At 59.9% G+C, this 20,411-nt stretch carries 15 protein-coding genes and 1 tRNA gene; 10 read left to right on the forward strand and 6 right to left on the reverse strand.

From position 1 onward, the window contains the following. Positions 1-254 precede the first annotated feature (254 nt). The 3 genes from QP982_RS04250 (at position 255) to meaB (ending at position 5,554) form a co-directional block, all read left to right on the forward strand. The gene (locus QP982_RS04250) at positions 255-2,147 is read left to right on the forward strand and encodes a methylmalonyl-CoA mutase family protein (protein WP_048734125.1); all 1,893 of its coding nucleotides are present in this window, start codon (positions 255-257) and stop codon (positions 2,145-2,147) included. An 8-nt stretch (positions 2,148-2,155) separates the two neighbouring features. After that, a complete protein-coding gene (scpA, locus tag QP982_RS04255) occupies positions 2,156-4,375 on the forward strand; it encodes a methylmalonyl-CoA mutase (protein WP_038625437.1) in 2,220 nt (739 codons plus the stop codon). A gap of 66 nt (positions 4,376-4,441) precedes the next feature. After that, positions 4,442-5,554, forward strand: coding sequence for a methylmalonyl Co-A mutase-associated GTPase MeaB (gene meaB / locus QP982_RS04260; protein ID WP_038625439.1), 1,113 nt, complete (start codon positions 4,442-4,444; stop codon positions 5,552-5,554). A gap of 157 nt (positions 5,555-5,711) precedes the next feature. On the opposite strand, the gene QP982_RS04265 is transcribed toward meaB, so the two are convergent. Continuing rightward, complete coding sequence (locus QP982_RS04265; protein WP_284870242.1) at positions 5,712-6,044, reverse strand: ArsR/SmtB family transcription factor; 333 nt, start codon at positions 6,042-6,044, stop codon at positions 5,712-5,714. 188 nt (positions 6,045-6,232) lie between these two features. Here QP982_RS04265 and cls point away from each other — a divergent pair, with 188 nt between their 5' ends. Then, positions 6,233-7,726, forward strand: a complete 1,494-nt coding sequence (cls, locus tag QP982_RS04270; protein ID WP_502870630.1) for a cardiolipin synthase — start codon at positions 6,233-6,235, stop codon at positions 7,724-7,726. Between the two features lie 77 nt (positions 7,727-7,803). Here cls and QP982_RS04275 read toward each other — a convergent pair. Next, positions 7,804-7,889 (reverse strand) — tRNA-Leu (locus QP982_RS04275). A gap of 226 nt (positions 7,890-8,115) precedes the next feature. Between QP982_RS04275 and QP982_RS04280 the strand changes: the two genes are divergently transcribed. Then, the gene (locus QP982_RS04280) at positions 8,116-8,688 is read left to right on the forward strand and encodes a YbhB/YbcL family Raf kinase inhibitor-like protein (protein ID WP_070767485.1); all 573 of its coding nucleotides are present in this window, start codon (positions 8,116-8,118) and stop codon (positions 8,686-8,688) included. A 141-nt stretch (positions 8,689-8,829) separates the two neighbouring features. Here QP982_RS04280 and QP982_RS04285 read toward each other — a convergent pair whose 3' ends face one another. The 3 genes from QP982_RS04285 to QP982_RS04295 all read right to left on the reverse strand — a co-directional run bounded on the left by QP982_RS04285 (position 8,830) and on the right by QP982_RS04295 (position 12,138). After that, complete coding sequence (locus tag QP982_RS04285) at positions 8,830-9,930, reverse strand: quinone-dependent dihydroorotate dehydrogenase (protein WP_016422783.1); 1,101 nt, start codon at positions 9,928-9,930, stop codon at positions 8,830-8,832. Next, positions 9,931-11,094 carry a hypothetical protein gene (locus QP982_RS04290; protein ID WP_179078157.1) on the reverse strand — a complete coding sequence of 388 codons (1,164 nt, stop codon included), beginning with the start codon at positions 11,092-11,094 and terminating at the stop codon, positions 9,931-9,933. It lies immediately after the preceding gene. 108 nt (positions 11,095-11,202) lie between these two features. Next, positions 11,203-12,138 carry an aldo/keto reductase gene (locus QP982_RS04295; RefSeq protein ID WP_016422785.1) on the reverse strand — a complete coding sequence of 312 codons (936 nt, stop codon included), beginning with the start codon at positions 12,136-12,138 and terminating at the stop codon, positions 11,203-11,205. A 132-nt stretch (positions 12,139-12,270) separates the two neighbouring features. Here QP982_RS04295 and QP982_RS04300 point away from each other — a divergent pair, with 132 nt between their 5' ends. From QP982_RS04300 to metH, 4 genes are read left to right on the forward strand one after another with little or no spacing between them, the layout of a single operon-like run. Continuing rightward, positions 12,271-13,152 carry an undecaprenyl-diphosphate phosphatase gene (locus QP982_RS04300; RefSeq protein WP_040361409.1) on the forward strand — a complete coding sequence of 294 codons (882 nt, stop codon included), beginning with the start codon at positions 12,271-12,273 and terminating at the stop codon, positions 13,150-13,152. 18 nt (positions 13,153-13,170) lie between these two features. After that, positions 13,171-14,526, forward strand: coding sequence for a cysteine--1-D-myo-inosityl 2-amino-2-deoxy-alpha-D-glucopyranoside ligase (gene mshC, locus QP982_RS04305; RefSeq protein ID WP_076772024.1), 1,356 nt, complete (start codon positions 13,171-13,173; stop codon positions 14,524-14,526). A 2-nt stretch (positions 14,527-14,528) separates the two neighbouring features. Further along, on the forward strand, positions 14,529-14,936 hold the full coding sequence (locus QP982_RS04310) for a hypothetical protein (RefSeq protein WP_016422788.1): 408 nt from the start codon (positions 14,529-14,531) through the stop codon (positions 14,934-14,936). Positions 14,937-14,985: 49 nt separating this feature from the next. Continuing rightward, positions 14,986-18,645, forward strand: a complete 3,660-nt coding sequence (metH, locus tag QP982_RS04315; protein ID WP_070546124.1) for a methionine synthase — start codon at positions 14,986-14,988, stop codon at positions 18,643-18,645. Positions 18,646-18,652: 7 nt separating this feature from the next. Here the strand turns inward: metH and QP982_RS04320 are convergent, their stop codons facing one another. Next, positions 18,653-19,558, reverse strand: a complete 906-nt coding sequence (locus QP982_RS04320; protein ID WP_284870243.1) for a thioesterase family protein — start codon at positions 19,556-19,558, stop codon at positions 18,653-18,655. 156 nt (positions 19,559-19,714) lie between these two features. Here QP982_RS04320 and QP982_RS04325 point away from each other — a divergent pair, with 156 nt between their 5' ends. Then, entirely contained in the window at positions 19,715-20,398 is a 684-nt protein-coding gene (locus QP982_RS04325) for an HAD family hydrolase (RefSeq protein WP_284870244.1), read from the forward strand. Positions 20,399-20,411: the final 13 nt, after the last annotated feature.

The raw sequence follows: 20,411 nt of genomic DNA on the forward strand, positions 1-20,411 counted from the left end.
TGGCTCGAGCACTTGACGTGCCCGTCAGCACAAAACCGAACGTAAGGGTATTGCACAAATAGCTGAAAAGTTCAGTGCATGGACACTCGGGTGAGTCTTAGCGTCTGACTAGTGGCTCTTATTGACTATTGGAGGAAGCCAACGCCTTTAAATCCCTTTCCGTCGCGGAGAATTCGGAAATTGTCGCAGCCGAATTTCCTCGGTTATGGATTGATAGAGGCGTTGCTTAGAACATGTAAGGGAGAAGGTCTGTCGTGACTGACCGAACGACCCCCGAATCACCTTCCACGCTGCCACCAAACTTCGAGGAATTGCAGAATTCCTGGTATCAGGGCGTGGCCAAGGTATTCGCGCGGGTGCACAAGCAAGACGTTGCAGATGTACCGCTCGATATTTGGAAACGACTGATTCAGACCACCTATGACGGTGTCGATGTTCGCCCGCTCTACACCCGCGCGGACGAGCTCGCGGAAAGCCCAGCTCCGGGCCAGTTCCCATTCGTCCGTGGCGCAAAGGTCACTTCGGACAACACCAACGGTTGGGGCGTTCGGGAAACCTTCGGTCGCCAGTACCCAGGTGAGGATGCACTTGACCCAAAGGCCGTCAACGAGACTCTGCTGACTGCACTGGAAAACGGCACCACGGACATCCGCCTGGACTTCACCGGCTCCCTCGAAGCCGCTGATGTGCCGGCTCTGCTCAACAACGTCTACGTCGACCTTGCTCCGATTGCCGTGCATGCCGGTAAGAAGACTGCGCAGGTTGCGGAAGCACTGACGTCCTACATCGAGCAGGCAAACCCGACTAATCCGGACGCCGTCGCAGTCGAGCTTTCCGCGGCTCCGCTGACCTCCGCTTTTGCCGGTATTGACGATATTTCTCTCGACGAGGCCACGCAGCTGGCCGTCAAGGCGGCTAAGCAGCCGGGCGACGTCCGTGCCCTGCTTGTCGACGGCGTTGTTTTCTCCAACCTGGGTGCAAACAACATCCAGGAGATTGGCTACAGTCTCGCCGTTGGTGTCGCCTACTTGCGTGCGCTGACCGACGCGGGCTTGAGCGCTGAAGAAGCCCTCGGCCAGATCGCTTTCCGCTTTGCCGCTACCGACGATCAGTTCGACACCATTGCGAAGTTCCGCGCCGCTCGCGTTCTCTGGGCCCGCGTTGCTGAGGTTATCGGCGCCCCTGAAGCTGGCCGCGCTCCGATGCACGCCGTGACAGCCCCGGTCATGTTCAGCCAGCGCGATCCGTGGGTCAACATGCTGCGTGTGACTGTCGCCTCCTTCGCCGCAGGTGTCGGCGGTGCCTCCTCAGTTGAGGTTCTGCCGTTTGATTACGCAGTTGTCGGCGGCATGCCGAACGTCTCCAAGACTTTCAAGGCTCGCATCGCTCGCAACACCAATCTGTTGCTGCTGGAAGAGTCTCACCTTGGTTACGTCGCCGACCCAGCAGGTGGCTCCTACTTCGTCGAAGACCTGACCGAAGAAATGGCCGACAAGGCATGGGAGATCTTTACCGGCACTGAGGCCGGCGGCGGTTTCGCCTCCGCGGAGGCCGATATTCGCGCCGCCCTGGACGCTACCTGGGAAAAGCGCCGCGCCGACATCGCACACCGCCGCACCAAGGTCACCGCCATCAACGAGTTCCCGAACCTGGCTGAGGCCCCACTGGCTCCTGAGGCCCGCCCGGAGGGCGACCCGATTCGCCGTTGGGCCAGCGACTTCGAGGCGCTGCGCAACCGCTCCGATGACTTCCTGGCTGAAAAGGGCAACCGTCCGCTGATTGCCATGCTGCCGCTGGGTCCGCTGGCCAAGCACAACATCCGCACTGGTTTTACCTCCAACCTGCTGGCTTCCGGCGGTATCGCCGTCGCCAACCCCGGCCAGGTTGTGCCGGGCGAGGCAGGTTTCGAAGAGGCAGTGAAGGCCTCTCCGATTGTCGTGCTGTGCGCAGCCGACAGCGAGTACGAGGCCTCGGGCCAGGACGCTGTCAAGGCCGCCCGCGCCGCCGGCGCTAAGGAGGTCTTGGTGGCCGGCTCCGAGAAGAGCTTCGCCAATGCCGCTGAGGACGCTCGCCCCGACGGATACCTGAACATGACCATCGATGCTGTCGCGGAGCTGTCCCGACTGCTGAACGAACTGGGAGCGTGAAGGAAGTAATGACCACCATCCCAAATTTCGCTGACATCTCCCGCAACACCGACGACGCAGCCGCTGCCACCAACAAGGCAGCTGCCGCGGAAGCTGGTGAAGTGTGGACCATTCCAGAGGGCATCGATGTCAAGCGCGTCTACGATCGCGCTGACCGCGACGCCGCTGCTGCCGAGGGCCACCCGGTAGATTCTTTCCCGGGTATCGCCCCATTCATGCGCGGGCCGTACCCGACCATGTACACCAACCAACCGTGGACTATTCGCCAGTACGCTGGCTTCTCCACCGCAGCTGAGTCCAATGCCTTCTACCGCCGCAACCTCGCGGCCGGCCAGAAGGGCCTTTCGGTCGCTTTCGACCTGGCTACCCACCGTGGCTACGACTCGGACAACCCGCGTGTGTCCGGCGACGTCGGTATGGCCGGCGTGGCAATTGACTCGATTTACGACATGCGTGAGCTCTTCCAGGGCATTGACCTGGGCGGTGTCTCGGTGTCTATGACCATGAACGGCGCTGTGCTGCCGATTCTGGCCTTCTACATTGTCACTGCTGAAGAGCAGGGCGTTTCGACTGAGCAACTGCGCGGTACGATCCAGAACGACATTCTCAAGGAGTTCATGGTTCGTAACACCTACATTTACCCGCCGAAGCCCTCGATGCGAATCATCTCTTCGATCTTCGAGTACACCTCGGCAAAGATGCCGAAGTTCAACTCGATTTCGATTTCCGGCTACCACATTCAGGAAGCCGGCGCGACGGCCGACCTCGAGCTCGCTTACACGCTTGCCGACGGCATCGAGTACCTGCGGGCCGGTATTGACGCTGGCTTGGAAGTTGATAAGTTCGCTCCGCGTCTGTCCTTCTTCTGGGGCATCTCGATGAACACCTTCACCGAGATTGCCAAGCTGCGTGCAGGCCGTATCCTCTGGTCTGAGCTGGTTGGCAAGTTTGGTCCGAAGAACCCGAAGTCGCAGTCCCTGCGTACTCACTCGCAGACCTCCGGTTGGTCGCTGACCGCCCAGGACGTCTACAACAACGTCGCTCGTACTGCGGTTGAGGCTATGGCCGCAACGCAGGGCCACACCCAGTCGCTGCACACCAACGCCCTGGACGAGGCCTTGGCACTGCCGACTGACTTCTCGGCCCGTATTGCTCGTAACACTCAGCTGCTGCTCCAGCAGGAGTCCAACACCACGCGTCCGGTTGATCCGTGGGCTGGTTCCTACTACATCGAGTGGTTGACCAACGAGCTGGTCAAGCGTGCACGCCAGCACATCGACGAGGTCGAAGAGGCTGGCGGTATGGCACAGGCCACTATCGAGGGCATTCCGAAGCTCCGCATTGAAGAGGCGGCAGCTCGTACGCAGGCTCGTATTGACTCGGGGCGCCAGGCTCTCATTGGCGTGAATAAGTACCAGGTCGAAGAGGACGAAGCCATCGAGGTTCTCAAGGTTGAGAATTCCCGCGTGCGCCAGGAGCAGATTGACAAGCTGGCTCGCCTGCGTGCCGAGCGCGACGAGGAAGAGGTTCAGAAGGCACTGGCCGCTCTGACCGATGCTTGTCGTAACCCGGGTGAACCGGGGGACCTGGACAAGAACCTGTTGAAGCTCGCTGTCGACTGTGCTCGCGCCATGGCCTCCATCGGTGAAATCTCCGACGCCATGGAAGAGGTCTTCGGCCGCCACCAGGCCGAGATTCGTACCCTCTCCGGCGTCTACAAGGACGAAGTTGGCAAGGAGGGTGCCGTGTCTAACGTCTCCAAGGCCATTGCCATGGCCGATAAGTTCGAAGAGCAGGAAGGTCGCCGTCCGCGTATCTTCCTGGCCAAGATGGGCCAGGATGGTCACGACCGCGGCCAGAAGGTCATCGCGTCCGCCTATGCGGACCTCGGCATGGACGTTGACGTGGGGCCGTTGTTCCAGACTCCGGAGGAGGCCGCCAAATCGGCAGTCGACTCGGATGTCCACGTCGTCGGTGTTTCTTCGCTAGCCGCCGGACACCTGACGCTCGTGCCTGCTCTTCGCGATGAGCTGGCAAAGCTGGGTCGCGAGGACATCATGATTGTCGTCGGTGGTGTTATCCCACCGGGCGACTTCCAGGAACTCTACGATGCCGGCGCCGCGGCTATTTACCCGCCGGGCACTGTCATCGCTGATTCGGCAATCGACATGATGACCAAGCTCTCTGCCGAGCTGGGCCTCGACATTGCCGTTGACGAAGAGTCCTAATTAACTACCGCATACGCGCTGAGCTGAGCGTTCAGCTCAGCGCGTTGTCGGAATTGAGAAGTAGCGATGAACGAGTTTCTTGAAGAAAACCTGGGCACCCTCGTCACTACCGCTGGCACGGTCGTTGAGGGCAAGACAGCTGTGGCCCCCGAAGTCGTCCGTCGTGCGCGACGACGGATCGATGTTGACGACCTCTTTGAGGGCGTGCGGGCTGGAAACCGCACTAAGTTAGCTCGGGCAATCACTCTGTTGGAGTCGACTGCTCCGGCGCATAAGGTGCTGGCTCAGGAACTACTGGTGAAGTTGCTGCCATTTTCCGGAAAGGCTATGCGTGTCGGCCTTACCGGTGTCCCCGGCGTCGGTAAATCAACCACGATTGAAACCCTCGGGCTGAAGCTGATTGAGGAGGGCCACCGCGTTGCAGTGCTGGCCATCGACCCGTCGTCGACGAAGTCCGGTGGTTCGATTCTGGGCGACAAGACCCGTATGTCCCGGCTCTCGGCCGCGGATGAGGCCTTCATCCGTCCGTCGCCTTCTGCGGGCACGCTCGGTGGTGTCGCCAAGGCAACCCGTGAAGCCATGGTGGTGCTGGAGGCCGCAGGCTACGACATTGTCATCGTCGAGACTGTCGGCGTCGGTCAGTCCGAGGTCGCGGTGGCACAGATGGTAGATACGTTTGCGTTTTTGGCACTCGCCGGCGCTGGCGACCAACTCCAGGGCATCAAGAAGGGTGTGCTGGAAATGGCCGACGTGATTTCTATCAACAAGGCGGACGGTAAGAACCTGCGCCCGGCAAAACGCGCTGCGCGTGACCTGATGACCGCCATGAAGATGGTGCGTTCCTCAGATCAAGTCTGGACTCCACCGGTGCTGACTATGTCGGCATTGGAAGACGACGGCATCGACAAGTTCTGGCAAGCCATCGAAGACCATGTCGAGGCTATGCACGAGAATCATCTCTTCGATGAAAACCGCGCTAACCAGCAGATTAAGTGGATGTGGTCCATGGTGCACGAAACGCTCTTGCAGCGACTCAACACCAACGAGGCTGTGCAGATAGAGAGCTCCCTGGTGGAAAAACAACTCCGCTCGGGGCAGCTCACACCGACGCTCGCTGCCCAGCGCATTATGGAGGCATTCGACAAAGGAAGGGCACCGAACGCCGGGCTCGACGATTAGGTACTGAACAACGTAGCTCCCACCAGCGAGACCAATTCCTAGCCGCACGGGTGGGAAACTAGCAGCGCCAAAGACAAGCAACCCTGCGATCACCTATTGGAGTCTGTCCGGTTGGGTCGCGGGGTTTTCGTCGTAAAGCGAGCGTATCCGTGTGCGCCTACTGACCGCGGTGATGGGGCGGATTGCTGTAGAGCGTGTGTTCGGCGAAGTGGAGAGCGTTGATCACCAGGTTGGTGAGGTGCTCGTCGGGCTGCGAATAGAAGCTAGACGTGCCCTCCTTGCGGGTCTGCACCATATTGGCCATGCGCAACTTCGCCAGGTGTTGAGAAATCGCGGGGATGGGGCGATCGAGCGCACTAGCGATGGCGGTGACGGTCATCTCCCCGTCACGAAGGAGTGACAGGATGGAGAGACGCGTCTTGTCCGCCATCAACTTCAGTACGTTAGTGACAACGTCGAGCTCGGTGCTCGTAGGAGCCTTCTCAGTCATTTGGAGGGGTAAGTCCTTTCGAAGTCGACATGCCAAACACTTAGTATGTTCAATAAGGTGAACATTACTACGTATTGATATCAGTATTCAATTTCAGATGTCACAATAAGCTGTCGCAAAAAAGGGGAGAGCGCTCCTAAGGGGCAGCGACCAAAGATACTGAAAATTCCTTCAGTAATATCATCTGCATGGATTGGTTGATGAGCGCTTTCCCATGGCTGGTGGAGGACTTAACGTGGTGGCAAGTACTATTTTTCGCACTCGACTACACGATTAAGTTCATCGCGATTGGATGGGTGCCGGAAAACCGAAGCCCATCGGCTTCGACGGCGTGGCTGCTGCTGATTCTGCTGATTCCATTTATCGGCCTACCTCTGTTCCTCTTCCTGGGCTCGCAGCAGATTACGGGCCGTCGGCATGAGGTACAGGCACTGGCACAGGAGCTCATTGCGGAACGTACCGAGCATCTGCCCGACGTACCGGACGATGCCGAGATAGAAGATGACGTTGTCAACGTATTCAAGCTCTCGCGCCAGCTCACGGGAATGCCGGCAATTGCCAGCGCGGAAAAGGGACTTTTCACCGAATTCGACGCCTCCATTGACCGCATGATTGAGACCATCGATGCGGCCCAGAAATCAATCCACGTGCAGTCCTACATCTTTGCACTGGATTCCAGCACGGAGCCTTTCATACAGGCTCTTGAACGCGCGCACGACAGGGGACTAGAGGTCAAGGTACTGGTCGATCCAATTGGTTCGTGGAAGTACCCCGGCTACTACAAGCTGAAAAAGCGCCTGGACCAGGCTAAAATCTCCTGGCACCCGATGCTGCCCGTGAGCTTGCTGAAGCTCACCTGGCGCCGCCTGGATCTGCGTAATCACCGCAAGCTCGTAGTTGTTGACGGCGACATTGTATTCATGGGCTCGCAGAATTTGATTGAGCCCGAATATCAGAAGAAAAGGAACCATAAGATCGGCCGTCGCTGGGTGGACACGTGGATTGAGCTCGAGGGCGATATTGCGCTGGCCTTCGACGCAATTTTCGCGGTTGATTGGACCAGCGAGCTATACAAGACCCCAGACGCCACCAGGGACTATTCACTCCACAACACCGAAGTCAACGACAACTACAACGTTGTCCAGGTGCTGCCGTCGGGTCCGGGCTTCAGCACGGAGCCGAACCTGCGCGTCTTCAATAACATGATCTACCAGGCACACGAGCGGATTATCGCCGTCAGCCCGTACTTCGTCCCCGACGAATCCATGCTCATGGCGCTGACCTCTGCCGCATATGGAGGCATCGACGTCCAGCTCTACGTCAACGAAGAGTCCGATCAGTTCATGGTCGGCCACGCGCAGCAGTCCTACTACCAGGCACTGCTAACCGCTGGCGTGAAGATCTACCGCTATCCGGCGCCTGCGGTCCTGCACTCCAAGTTCATGGTTATCGACGACCGCATGGCCATGTTCGGCTCCTCCAATCTGGATATGCGCTCGTTCGGCCTCAACTACGAGATCACGCTTCTTTCCGCCGCCGGTTCCATCGTGGACAAACTGATCATGCTTGCCGACGAGTACCGCGACAAATCTTTCCTGCTCACCCAGGAGGAATGGAATGACCGGCCCCTTCGCCAGCGCTACCTGGACTCTGTTTTCCGCTTGACCTCGGCGCTGCAATAGGGCAGTCCCATTGGTCCGACAGACAAAGCAAAAATCCCGAGAGCTGCACTAATTGCAGTTTCTCGGGATTTATCTTGTGTCCGGAGGGGGACTTGAACCCCCACGCCCGTTAATAGGGCACTAGCACCTCAAGCTAGCGCGTCTGCCATTCCGCCACCCGGACCGGGTAGGAAGCACTTCCGTGCTGACCTGTGATACTGTATCCCGACTACATAATGAAACACAAATTGGCAGGTCAGCGGGGCATTAGCGCACCAAACCTGGGTGTAATTACATCAGCGGTGTTAGCCCCGCATCCGCCTTGGATTCGCACTGAGAATCAGGCCCTGCAGATAGGGAGTCTTGTGAAGTCCCTGCAGCGCGCTCATAAAGTAGGCAAACTGGTAGTTATGACTACGAATTCCAACGACACCGCAAACGACACTGCAAATGCTCCGGTTTTCCCGGGCCCAGATCCGTACGCACCGCTGAAGGATTTGCCAACCTTCGAGCTGTCCTCGCCAGATATCAAGGACGGCGTGAAGATTGCAGATGAATTCCGCGCTCCGTCGAATGTTTCCCCACAACTGGATTGGGCAAATCTGCCGGAGGGCACTAAATCCATTGCCGTGACCTGCTTCGATCCGGATGCTCCGACCGCTTCGGGCTTCTGGCACTGGGCTGTCTTCAACATTCCAGCGACCGAAAAGGGTCTGCCACAGGGAGCTGGCTCCGAAGACGGCTCTAAGCTGCCAGAAGGCGCTATCCAGCTTGTCGGCGACTCGGGCATGCGTGGTCACTACGGAGCTAACCCACCAGCGCAGCATGCCCCACACCGTTACATGTATGCGGTGCACGCGGTCGACGTGGAGAAGCTTGAAGTTCCGGAAGATGCGACGCCGACCGTGCTTGGCTTCAACCTGTACTTCCACTCGATTGCGCGTGCCATTATCACGCCGTGGTGGGAGAACGTCGGGGAGTAGGGATACGGCGCCCACACGGGCAACTCAACCGACCGGGCACGCTACTCATACAGAAAACCCCGGGGCCAGCGCCTTCATGGCCGCAGGACCCGGGGTCACGTGTTTATTTTTGGGTTAGGAAGCCTCAACCGCTTTCAGCAGTTAACCACGCCACGGCAGACCACAGCCGACAGCCTCCGAAATGGAATAGAAGCCCTGAGCTCGAATCTGGCGAGCCAACCCTTGGTGGATGTCACGAATCCAGTCTGGACCGCCATAAATCAACGGTGTGTAGCCCTGCAGTAGGGATGCGCCGTTGGCAATCCGCTCCCACGCCTGCTCAGCAGTTTCAATGCCGCCGACGCTGATGAGAACTAGTTTGTCTCCGACGCGCTCGTGCAGCAGCTTCAGCACCTCTAGTGACCGAGCTGCCACAGGAGCACCCGAGACTCCACCGGCCCCCATCTCCGCGACCTCATCCGCGGGCGTACGCAGACCCTCACGAGAAATGGTGGTGTTGGTAGCCACAATGCCTGCCAGCCCCAGGTCAACAGCCAGGTCAGCAACTGCGATGACATCATCGTCGGAGAGATCAGGAGCAATCTTGACCAGCACCGGCGAGTCGGTCTCCTCAGTCACCGCTGCCAGAATCGGGCGCAGTGACTCCACCGCCTGAAGGTCGCGCAGACCCGGCGTGTTCGGTGAGGAGACGTTAACAACAACGTAGTCCGCCAAGCCGCCGAGCTGGCTAGCCGATTCTCGATAGTCATCGACGGCCTCTTCCAGCGGAGTCACCTTGGTCTTACCAATGTTGATACCAATCACGTCGTCACTGCGACGCGCCCGCAAGTTCTCCGCTACAGCAGCGGCGCCGGGGTTGTTGAAACCCATACGGTTCAAAATGGCGCGATCTTCCTTCAGACGGAACAGACGCGGGCGATCATTGCCCGGCTGCGGCTTGGCAGTCACGGTTCCCAGTTCCGCGTAGCCAAAACCAATTGGCCCCCAGCAATCCGGAGCAATAGCAGCCTTGTCGAAGCCTGCGGCGAGCCCCAGCGGACGCGGGAAGTCCACGCCGAACACGGTTTGACGCAGCACAGCATCGTCAACAACGAGTAACTTGCTCACCGCCCGCTGTAGACTCTCCGACTTCTGCAGCCCCTTCAGGGTCTTCGAGATGGCCTCGTGAATCTGCTCCGGTGGGACCTGGAACATTGCCTTTAGCGCGAGTTGATAGGACTTGGCGCGAAGTTTCGAAGGCATCTACTTAGTCTCTCCCTCGGAGTCGTCTGCTCCCTTGGTGTCACCTGCACCGGTCGGTAGTTTATCGGCTGGTTCCCGAACCGACATCTCCTCACGAATCTTCTCTGCATCCTGCTTGAAATCAGCAATTGCCTTATCGACGTCCGCGGAGTCAAAAATCTGGGCCCCGTCACCGGTAGCCGAGAAGACGCCAATCTGGCCATCCTCGGTGGCAACAATCGACTGTGGATCTGCAACCGTGTTGATGTCCGCGACCTTGACTGGGGTACCCGAGCTGATGTCGTAGCCCGTGAGCTTGTTCACCTTCGTCGAAGTCACCCAGACAATTCCGCGCGATTCATCGACCGCTACCGCCCACGGAGCCTCCGGGGCCGGAGCTGCCTGGTGGAGGCGAATGACGTCAGTGGCAGTGTAAATAAGAAGCTGGTTGCCCTTGGTGTCTGCGGCAGCAATGACATGATCACCGGAAGCTACCTTGCCGACGCCGATGCCCGCACGCAGCGCAGAGCCAGCGCGAGACTCATCGAGCTTGAGCTCATGCACCGAAGTCTCCGGACGGTTGACCTCTAACAGCTTGACGTCCGCGTCATTGTCCGCTTTGGGAATCTCAACGAGCTGCGAACCGTTATTGGCAGCCTTGAAGTCACTGGCCAACTCGCCATCAGCGCCGAACACATCGACGACATTGCTATCCGCATGGGCACCGATGATGCGACCGCCTTCCAGGCCAACTGCGGCGGAGTAGTTGGTGCCACGGCCGACAACGGCCGTTTCCGTAGCCTGGTCAGTAATGACGTGGATGCCATCTTCACACGGCAGCAGAGCGTTAGGGCCGCCCGGCGCGAGCTCACCACACTTCGCGCCCAGCTTCATTGATCGCTCAATTGGGTTATTCAGCGGACCGGCAAAGATCTTGTCCCCGGCCTTCAGGACAACTCGGTCGCCGACCAGCACGGCATCGGTAACGTCCTCATCAATCTTCTTGGCTCTACCGATAGCAGTATCGGGAGCAGCGGGTGAAGCGGCCGGCACTGGCGTGGCGTTGCCCATTCCGGCATCGATGTCTCCTTCCACATCGGAGGAGCACCCTGCCAGGACCACTGCGCTAGCGGAAAGCCCCGCTAGAAGGGAGGTTATGACACGTCGACGACTGTTTTCACTCACGCTATAGAAACTACCACCCCGGCCTGATTACTTTGTGGACGCCTCCAGCCGTGGGAGGCTCTCGCATTCGTTGTGCCTTATAAGTCTTTATAAGAATGCGGTTACTGATTACAGCGTGACGTCGTCAAGCGCGTTGCAAATCTGCGGTGGCAGCGTGAGTTGTTCGGCGGTGAGGTTTTCGCGTAGCTGAGCGCGGTCTCGAGCGCCAACGAGGATCGAGGTGACGCCCGGCCGATCGCGTGCCCAGGAAATCGCTGCGACGGCAGCACTGACGCCGAGCCCCTTGGCTGCGGTGGTCAGCGCGCCTGCAACCGTGACGCCGCGCGTGTCGAGATAGTCCTGCACCTCTGCGTCGGCGTGTTCGGAAGCAGCGCGGGAGTCCTCGGGAATGATGTGCTGGTATTTGGCGGTCAAAACGCCTTGGGCCAGTGGGGCGCCACCGATAAAGCCGAGCCCCAAATGCTCACAGGCGGGCAGTAGTTCAGCCTCAGGGCTTCGCTGGAGCAGCGAGTACTCATGCTGTGCGAACACCGGAGCGATTCGATCCGCGGCGGCATGCGTCACCGCCGCCTGCCAACCGCTGTATCCACGCACTCCGGCGTAACGTACTTTCCCCGTGAGCACAGCCCATTCCAGGGTATCGGCGACCTCTTCCGGTGGGGTCAGCCCATCCCAGTAGCCGGGCGACCACAGATCAATGTGTTCGACGCCGAGGCGTGCGAGCGTATCGTCGAGGTCCTTTTGCAGTGTCTTACGCGAGCAGTCCACGCGCCTGCCGACGGGCCGCTCGGGGTGTATGCCAGATGCGACCGAGAGCACCAATTCGTCGGCGACACCGCGCTTTGCGATGACTGCACCCAGCATGTCGGCAACAGTGTCGCCGCCGTGGAGTGGGGAAGCGTCGACAAGGTTGCCTCCGGCGTCGAGGAAGTCCGTCAGGATGCGTCCGGCTTCGTCTTGCCTGGTACCCGCACCCCAGGTGGCCGTACCCAGCCCCAAGGCGGAGACGCGTAAACCGCTGTTGCCCAGAATTCGTTGTTGCACGATTTTTACTTTAGGACACCCGTGTGCGGTCGCGGGAAAAGTTCCGCGGGAGAGGTCTCGCTATCGCCGCACCGAAACCTCGCTATAGCCACAACACAAACCGGACGAGTAGCCTATACACCCGTGACTATCATGACGACACTAAGCGCCTCAGCAGATACCGCTGCCGATACCGCCGGCACCGGTATGACCTGGGCGCAGACAATCATCCTGTCCGTAGTGCAAGGTCTGACGGAATTTCTCCCGGTGAGTTCCTCGGGGCACCTTCGGATTGTCTCCGAGCTGCTGTGGGGCCAGGACGCCGGTGCATCCTTCACCGCTGTGGTGCAGCTTGGCACCGAATTGGCTGTGTTGGTGTTCTTCGCCAAGGACATCTGGCAGATCCTCACTGGCTGGTTTGCCGGTCTGTTCAATAAGGAAGCCCGCGGTTTCAACTACCGCATGGGTTGGATGGTGATTGTCGGTACGCTGCCGATTGCCATCATCGGTGTGCTGGGGAAGGACCTCATCCGCGATAACCTGCGCAATCTCTGGATTACAGCCGCTGTGTTGGTGCTTTTCTCCTTTGTCTTTATCGCCGCAGAGAAGTTCGGCCGTCGTGAGCGCAACTATGAAGAGCTGACCATGCGAGATGCCATCGTCATGGGTTTCGCGCAGTGCCTGGCGCTCATTCCGGGTGTGTCGCGCTCGGGCGGTACGGTGTCTGCCGGCCTGTTCTTGCACTTGGACCGAGAGGTTGCAACGCGCTTTTCCTTCCTGCTGGCTATCCCCGCTGTTTTCGCTGCTGGAATTTTTTCGCTTCCAGACGCGTTTGACCCTGCGGCGGGACAGGCCGCTAGTGGAGCGCAATTGGCCATCGGTACGCTGATTGCCTTCGTCGTCGGCTATGCGTCTATTGCATGGCTGCTGAAGTTCGTGTCGAACCACTCCTTCGCTTGGTTCGCCGCGTACCGCATCCCGGTCGGTTTGATTGTTATGGTGTTGCTCGGCTTCGGCACGATCAACGCTGTTTAGTGAGGTAGTGAGTATTTAATGCATTCGTGGCCCCAACCACAGGTTCCCAGTCTCGGCGATGCGCGTTTCGATGTGTTCAACCGCGCCAGCAATACAGGTAAGGCGCATTCGCTTGACGACGAAAGCTCAACATCGGTACCCCTACGCCTCTACGACACCGCGGATCAGAAGGTCTCCCAGGTGGAAGCGGGACCGGAGGCGACCATGTACGTGTGTGGCATCACACCCTATGACGCCACGCACCTGGGGCACGCAGCAACCTACCTCACCTTTGATCTGATTTACCGTCAGCTGCTGGATAATGGACACTCGGTGCATTACGTGCAGAACATCACCGATGTCGATGACCCGTTGTTCGAACGTGCGGAGCGCGATGGGGTGGACTGGCGCGAGCTGGGCACCTCGCAGATTGATTTGTTTCGCTCGGATATGGAAAACCTGTCGGTGATTCCACCGCGCGACTACATCGGCGCCATTGAGTCCGTGGGCGAGGTCGTGGAAATGGTCGAGAAGCTGCTGGAGAATGGCTCGGCCTACCAGCTCACCGATGACGAGTACCCGGATGTGTACTTCCGCAAGAGTGCCACTGAGAACTTTGGTTACGAGTCCAATTACTCGGCAGAGCAGATGGCGGAGTTCTTTGCGGAGCGCGGTGGCGACCCGGATCGCCCGGGCAAGGAGGACCCACTGGACGCGCTGGTGTGGCGTGCCGCTCGCCCCGGGGAGCCAAGCTGGGAGGCTCCTTTTGGTGCGGGCCGGCCGGGTTGGCACATTGAGTGCTCGGCGATTGCCACCAACCGCCTGGGTAAGAGCTTCGACATTCAGGGCGGTGGCTCGGATCTCGCGTTCCCGCACCACGAGTTCTCGGCGGCTCACGCTGAAGCCGCTACTGGCTGTGCACGTATGGCGCGCCATTATGTTCACGCTGGCATGATTGCGCTCGATGGCGTGAAGATGTCCAAGTCGCTGGGCAACCTGGTGTTTGTCTCCAAGCTGGTGGCCGCCGGCGTCGACCCGAGTGCTATTCGCATTGGCGTCTTCGCCAGCCATTACCGCTCTGATCGCGATTGGTCGGACGAGGTGCTGGAGGCGGCCAAGGCACGTCACGAGGCCTGGCGTGCGGCTTGCGCAACTACAAAGACTGCCACCGATGAGAAGGCTGTGAGCGCAGCAGCGGCACTGGTTGCCGATGTGCGCGCAAGCCTGGCCAATGACCTGGATACGCCGGCTGCTCTGGCCGCTATCGATGCCTGGGCTGCGGAGTGGTCCTCGGATACCAGCAACAAGGCAGATGCTGGCACAGTAACCGTCGCAGCGGGTGCCGGAGAATTCGTTGCCGCCGCGCTGGACGCGCTGCTTGGCGTTAAAATTTGAGCATGAGCAACTCAGATCTGTCTGCTGTCGAAGTAACGCAAGAGAACATCGATAAGCTAGTTGCCGATTTGCGCATGTTTGCCACCGGCAGCTACCTGCAGCCCGAGGAACGCGAGTTCTGGGAGCCACTTTTTGACGAATCGGTAGCCGACCAGGTCGGGGAAGCCCTCCGTGAGGCCGCCGCTGGTATTGATCAGGCGGCGGAACTGGCCGTCGATAAGCGAGAAGAAGCCGCAACGCAGGCGGTAGAGAACTGCCTACAGCGCGTGGCTGCGATTGAGCATGAGCACGGTGGCTCGATTTTTGATGAGGAGCTCGACGAGATTCTCGCGATTATCAATTCCGCAACGAAGGCTGTCGGTTTGGACCTGCCTGCGGTGAAGGCGGAAAGCTACTTTGAGATGGAATAACCAGCCCGATTAACGGCGCGGTTATGAAAGTAGACTAAGGTGTCTATTCATGACTGATCGCCACTCTTCCGAGTTCCTCACCGCACTGCACAGCCGTGTACTCATTGGCGATGGCGCCATGGGTACCCAGCTGCAGTCTTTTGACCTCGACGTTGACGCGGACTTCCTCGGCTACGAGGGCTGTAATGAGATTCTCAATGACACTCGTCCCGACATCATCGAGACGATTCACCGGCGTTATTTCGAGGCCGGCGCCGACCTGGTGGAAACCAATACCTTCGGCTGCAACTTCCCGAACCTCGCGGATTACGACATTGAAGACCGTATCCAGGAGCTAGCGCACAAGGGCACCGCAATCGCCCGCAAGGTCGCTGACGAAATGGGGCCGGGGCGCGAGGGTATGCGACGCTTTGTCCTCGGTTCGCTGGGCCCGGGCACGAAGCTGCCATCGTTGGGGCACGCTCCGTACGCTCAGCTTCGCGACGCATACACGGAGGCCGGACTCGGCATGATTTCCGGTGGCGCGGATGCGTTTTTGATTGAGACCTGTCAGGACTTGCTGCAGGTAAAGGCGGCCGTCAACGGCGTCAAGGCCGCCATGCGACAGGCTGACAAGAAGATTCCGATCGTCGTCCACGTGACCGTCGAGACCACAGGCACCATGCTGATGGGCTCGGAGATTGGTGCAGCCCTGGCAGCGCTACAGCCGCTGGGTATCGACATGATTGGCCTGAACTGTGCAACGGGTCCGGACGAGATGAGCGAGCACCTACGCTACCTGTCCAATTTCGCCTCCATCCCGGTATCGGTAATGCCGAATGCGGGTCTGCCAGTGCTGGGTAAGAACGGTGCGACCTACCCGCTGACCGCCCCAGAGCTGGCCACAGCGCTGCGCGGCTTTGTTGAAGAGTTTGGCCTGGCGATGGTCGGTGGCTGCTGTGGTACCACACCGGAGCATGTTTCCGCTGTTCGCGATGCTATTACCGGTGCAGGCGCTTACGCTGAGCAGGGCCCTGCTGTTCAGGCAGCACGCCCATCGACGGATCCGGACGCAAAGCCAATCGATGAGGTCGCTTCTCTGTACTCGGCAGCCCCGCTGACGCAGACAACCGGCATCACCATGATTGGTGAGCGCACCAACGCCAACGGTTCCAAGGCTTTCCGCGAGGCCATGCTGGCCGGCGATTGGGAGAAGTGCCTTAACACCGCCCGCGGTCAGGTCACCGATGGCGCACACATGATTGACCTGTGTGTGGACTACGTGGGGCGCGACGGTCGCGATGACATGGCAACCCTGGCATCGCAGATCGCCACCTCGGTGACGTTGCCGGTCATGCTGGACTCCACGGAACCGGAGGTTTTGAAGACTGGCCTGGAGCACCTCGGTGGTCGCTGCGCGGTCAACTCTGTGAACTTTGAAGACGGCGATGGCCCGGACTCGCGCTACCAGCGCATTATGCGCCAGGTTGTTGAGCACGGTGCTGCCGTGGTCGCTTTGACTATCGACGAAGAAGGTCAGGCGCGTACAAAGGACAAGAAGATTGAGATCGCCGAGCGTCTCATCGCCGACATCACCGGCACGTGGGGACTGCGCGAGCAGGACATTATTGTCGACTGTCTGACTTTCCCGATTTCCACTGGCCAGGAGGAAACTCGCCGCGACGGCATCGAAACCATCGAAGCCATCCGCGAACTTAAGCGTCGCCACCCGAACGTGCACACCACGCTCGGTCTGTCCAACATTTCCTTCGGTCTGAACCCGGCGGCTCGCCAGGTACTCAACTCGGTGTTCCTCAACGAGTGCATCGAGGCCGGCCTGGACTCCGCCATTGCCCACAGCTCCAAGATCTTGCCGATGAACAAGATTGACAACAAGCAGCGCGAAGTCGCTCTCGATATGGTGTACGACCGCCGTCGTGAAGCGGGGCACCCCGACGGGGAGTACGACCCACTGCAGGTATTCATGGAGCTCTTCGAAGGAGTCTCCGCCGCTGACGCGAAGGACGCCCGGGCCGAAAAGCTCGCCGCCATGCCGCTGTTCGACCGCCTGGCGCAGCGCATCATCGACGGTGAGCGCACGGGTATCGAGGCTGACCTCGATGAGGGCATGAAGGAAAAGGAACCGCTGGCGATTGTCAACGAGGACCTGCTGCGTGGCATGCAGACCGTTGGTGACCTGTTCGGTTCTGGCCAGATGCAGCTGCCATTCGTGCTGCAGTCGGCCGAGACGATGAAGGCCGCGGTGGGCTACCTCGAGGGCTTTATGGATGCCGAGGATGCCACGGGCTCCAAGGGCTCGATTGTGCTGGCCACGGTGAAGGGCGATGTCCACGACATCGGCAAGAACCTGGTGGAGATTATTCTCTCCAACAACGGCTACACCGTGCATAACCTGGGCATTAAGCAGCCAATCGCTACGATTCTGTCCGCCGCCAAGGAACTGGATGTCGACGCCATCGGCATGTCCGGCCTGCTGGTGAAGTCCACTGTGGTGATGAAGGACAACCTGCTGGAGATCAACTCCGCCGGCGATGCCACCCGCTTCCCAGTACTGCTCGGCGGCGCCGCGCTGACGCGTAGCTACGTGGAAGACGACCTGTCCGAGCTCTACCACGGCGATGTCTACTACGGCAGGGATGCCTTCGAAGGACTGCGCATCATGGACGAGCTGATGGCAGCTAAGAAGGGCCTCGGCCCAGACGAGAATTCGCCAGAGGCCATTGCTGCCCGCGAGAAGAAGGAAGCTCGCCGCGCCCGCCGTGAGCGCTCCAAGCGCATCGCCGCGCAGCGCGCCGCCAAGGCTGCTGCTGAAGCCCCCGAGGTGCCGGAGCGTTCCGATGTCGCCGCTGATGTCCCCGTTGCGACACCGCCGTTCTGGGGAACCCGCATTGTCAAGGGCCTGCCCCTCGACGACTACCTGACCACCCTCGACGAACGCGCTCTGTTCATGGGGCAGTGGGGACTGCGCGGCACCCGCGGCGACGAGGGGCCGAGTTACGAGGAACTGGTCGAATCCGATGGTCGTCCACGCCTGCGCGCATGGCTGCAGCGCCTGCGCGCCGAGAACATCCTCCAGCATGCGGCTGTCGTCTATGGCTACTTCCCAGCAGTTTCTGAGGGCGATACCGTACACGTACTGCCGCTACCTGCGGAAGGGGAGCAGCCCGACCCCGCGGCAGAGCCAGTGGTGTCCTGGACCTTCCCGCGCCAGCAGCGTGGTCGCTTCCTATGCATTGCTGACTTCATTCGCTCGCGCGAAGATGCCATCGCCGCAGGACAGACCGACGTCATGCCGTTCCAGCTGGTGACCATGGGACAGCCCATCGCTGACTTCGCCAACGATATTTACGCCAAGAACGAATACCGCGACTACCTGGAGGTTCACGGTATCGGCGTGCAGCTCACCGAGGCGCTGGCCGAGTACTGGCACCAGCGCATTCGCTCCGAGCTCGCGTTCTCCGACGGCACAAGTGTTGGCGCGGAAGACTCCGACGATACCCAGGACTTCTTTGACCTGAAGTACCGTGGCGCTCGTTACTCCTTCGGCTATGGTTCCTGCCCGGATCTGACCTTCCGTCAGGGCATGATTGACCTGCTGCAGCCGGAGCGCATCGGCGTGGAGCTCTCTGAGGAGCTCCAGCTGCACCCAGAGCAGTCCACCGATGCGTTCGTGCTCTACCACCCGGAAGCGAAGTACTTTAACGTGTAGCTTCGCGCTATCCCTGCGGTCGCACCAGCAAGGTCTGCATGCTGCGGCCGATGGGGCCGTGCACATCGTAGAGCTCGCCCGCGGTCATGCCGATTCCGTCCGGCCCAATGGAACCGCGGGCGGCGATGCCCACCCAGCCGCCGTCTTCCGACTGCAACTCCGATTCCGCCGACTTCTCCGAGGCGCCGAGCTGGGGGAGTCGGTGCAGGTGAACCACTAAGTCGGTATTCATAAACGCCCACTGGTGCGGGCTCAGCGTGGCTCCGACACCGTTGGCGGTATCAGCTACCTGCATGACTCGCTCCACCGCAGTCGGCTCCTCCCCGAGCACGATTGGGTATGTCGCGCGAACCCAGTGAATCTGCGTCTCGGCCAGCTCTTCCGTCGCACCTGCGCGGGCTTCAATCGATTCGATGTAGCCGCCACTCCAGTCGTCGGTAAGCGGAATGTACTCGGCGCTGCATTCCTCAGGCCCGGGCACCTGCTTGTCGAATGCACGCTCAATATCCCGCGTATCCGCAGTGGCCATCATCCACGCGGACGCGGTGGCAACGGGCCGCCAGGCACCCTTGACGTCGGCAAGCAATTCGGCTTCGACCTTGGCGATCTGCCGCCCCGGGCGCGAGACCCATGACCGCGCGCGGAGCTCCGTGTACGGTACAGCCGACAACAGATCCACGGCGATGCGAGTAATACGCATTCCCTCGCTTTCCAGGCGCCTGCGCTCCAACATGCGTGTCAGCAGCGCCGACGGTGGCGCACCGTGCTGAAACGGCCCCCACGCCCCGTAAGTGAAGCTGGTGGGCATGAAGCGCTCGTAGCTGAGCTCGCCTTCGGTGACCGCGCCCAGCGGAATAAAGTACGCCTCGGGCTGGTCGATTGCCTGGGCGAGTGAATCTTCAGTGGTTGTCATAGCGAGTCGATGCCTTTCATTCGCGCGGGGACACGTTCATGCGGTGGTTGCATGCAGCACCGCGACATACTTTCCTTTCTAAAACTCTAAACCCAAATCCGGCGGCTTTGCTGACATAATCGCTAAATGCTTGTTTGCCTGGCATAGTCGCATGGTGTGAAAGCAATTTTGTGGGACATGGACGGCAGGCTCATCAACACGGAACCCCTGTGGGAGATTGCCACGTACGACCTCTCGGAATTCGTAGGCCGTCGCCTGACTCCGGAGTTGCGCATGCAGTGCGTCGGCAACACGCTCTGGGACACGCTGTCGATTTGTGCTGATCATGCGGGACGCACGCTTGACGACGAGCTGTTTTCCTCGGGCTCCCAATTCGTCGAAAACCGCTTCACAGAATTGGTTCTAGAGCATGGGGTGGAGTGGCGCCCGGGTGTGCCGGAGATTTTGGACCAGGCCCGAGCTGCTGACATTCCGGTGGTGTTGGTGACCAATACTCGCCGACACGTGGCGCAACCCTGCATTGATGTCATGGGGGAGCAGCACTTCGCGGCAACAGTGTGTAGCGATGAGGTGGCCAACGGCAAGCCGGCACCGGATCCGTACTTGCGTGGCGCAGAGCTCGCCGGATTTGCGCCAGAGGACTGCCTGGCTATCGAAGACTCCTCAACGGGAGTGCGCTCTGCACTCGCTGCGGGATGCACGGTGGTGTGGAATCCAATGCCGGATGTGAGCGTTTCGCAAGCTGATGTGGAGACGCTAGTGCCCCCGGCGCGCTTCATTTCGGGCAATTTGGATACCTCGAATTTGGGCTTATTGCGGGCTGCTTTCGCGGGCGAGTAGACGACATGGAACA

It is taken from the genome of Corynebacterium sp. MSK019, assembly GCF_030232425.1.
Classification (GTDB): domain Bacteria; phylum Actinomycetota; class Actinomycetes; order Mycobacteriales; family Mycobacteriaceae; genus Corynebacterium; species Corynebacterium jeikeium_D.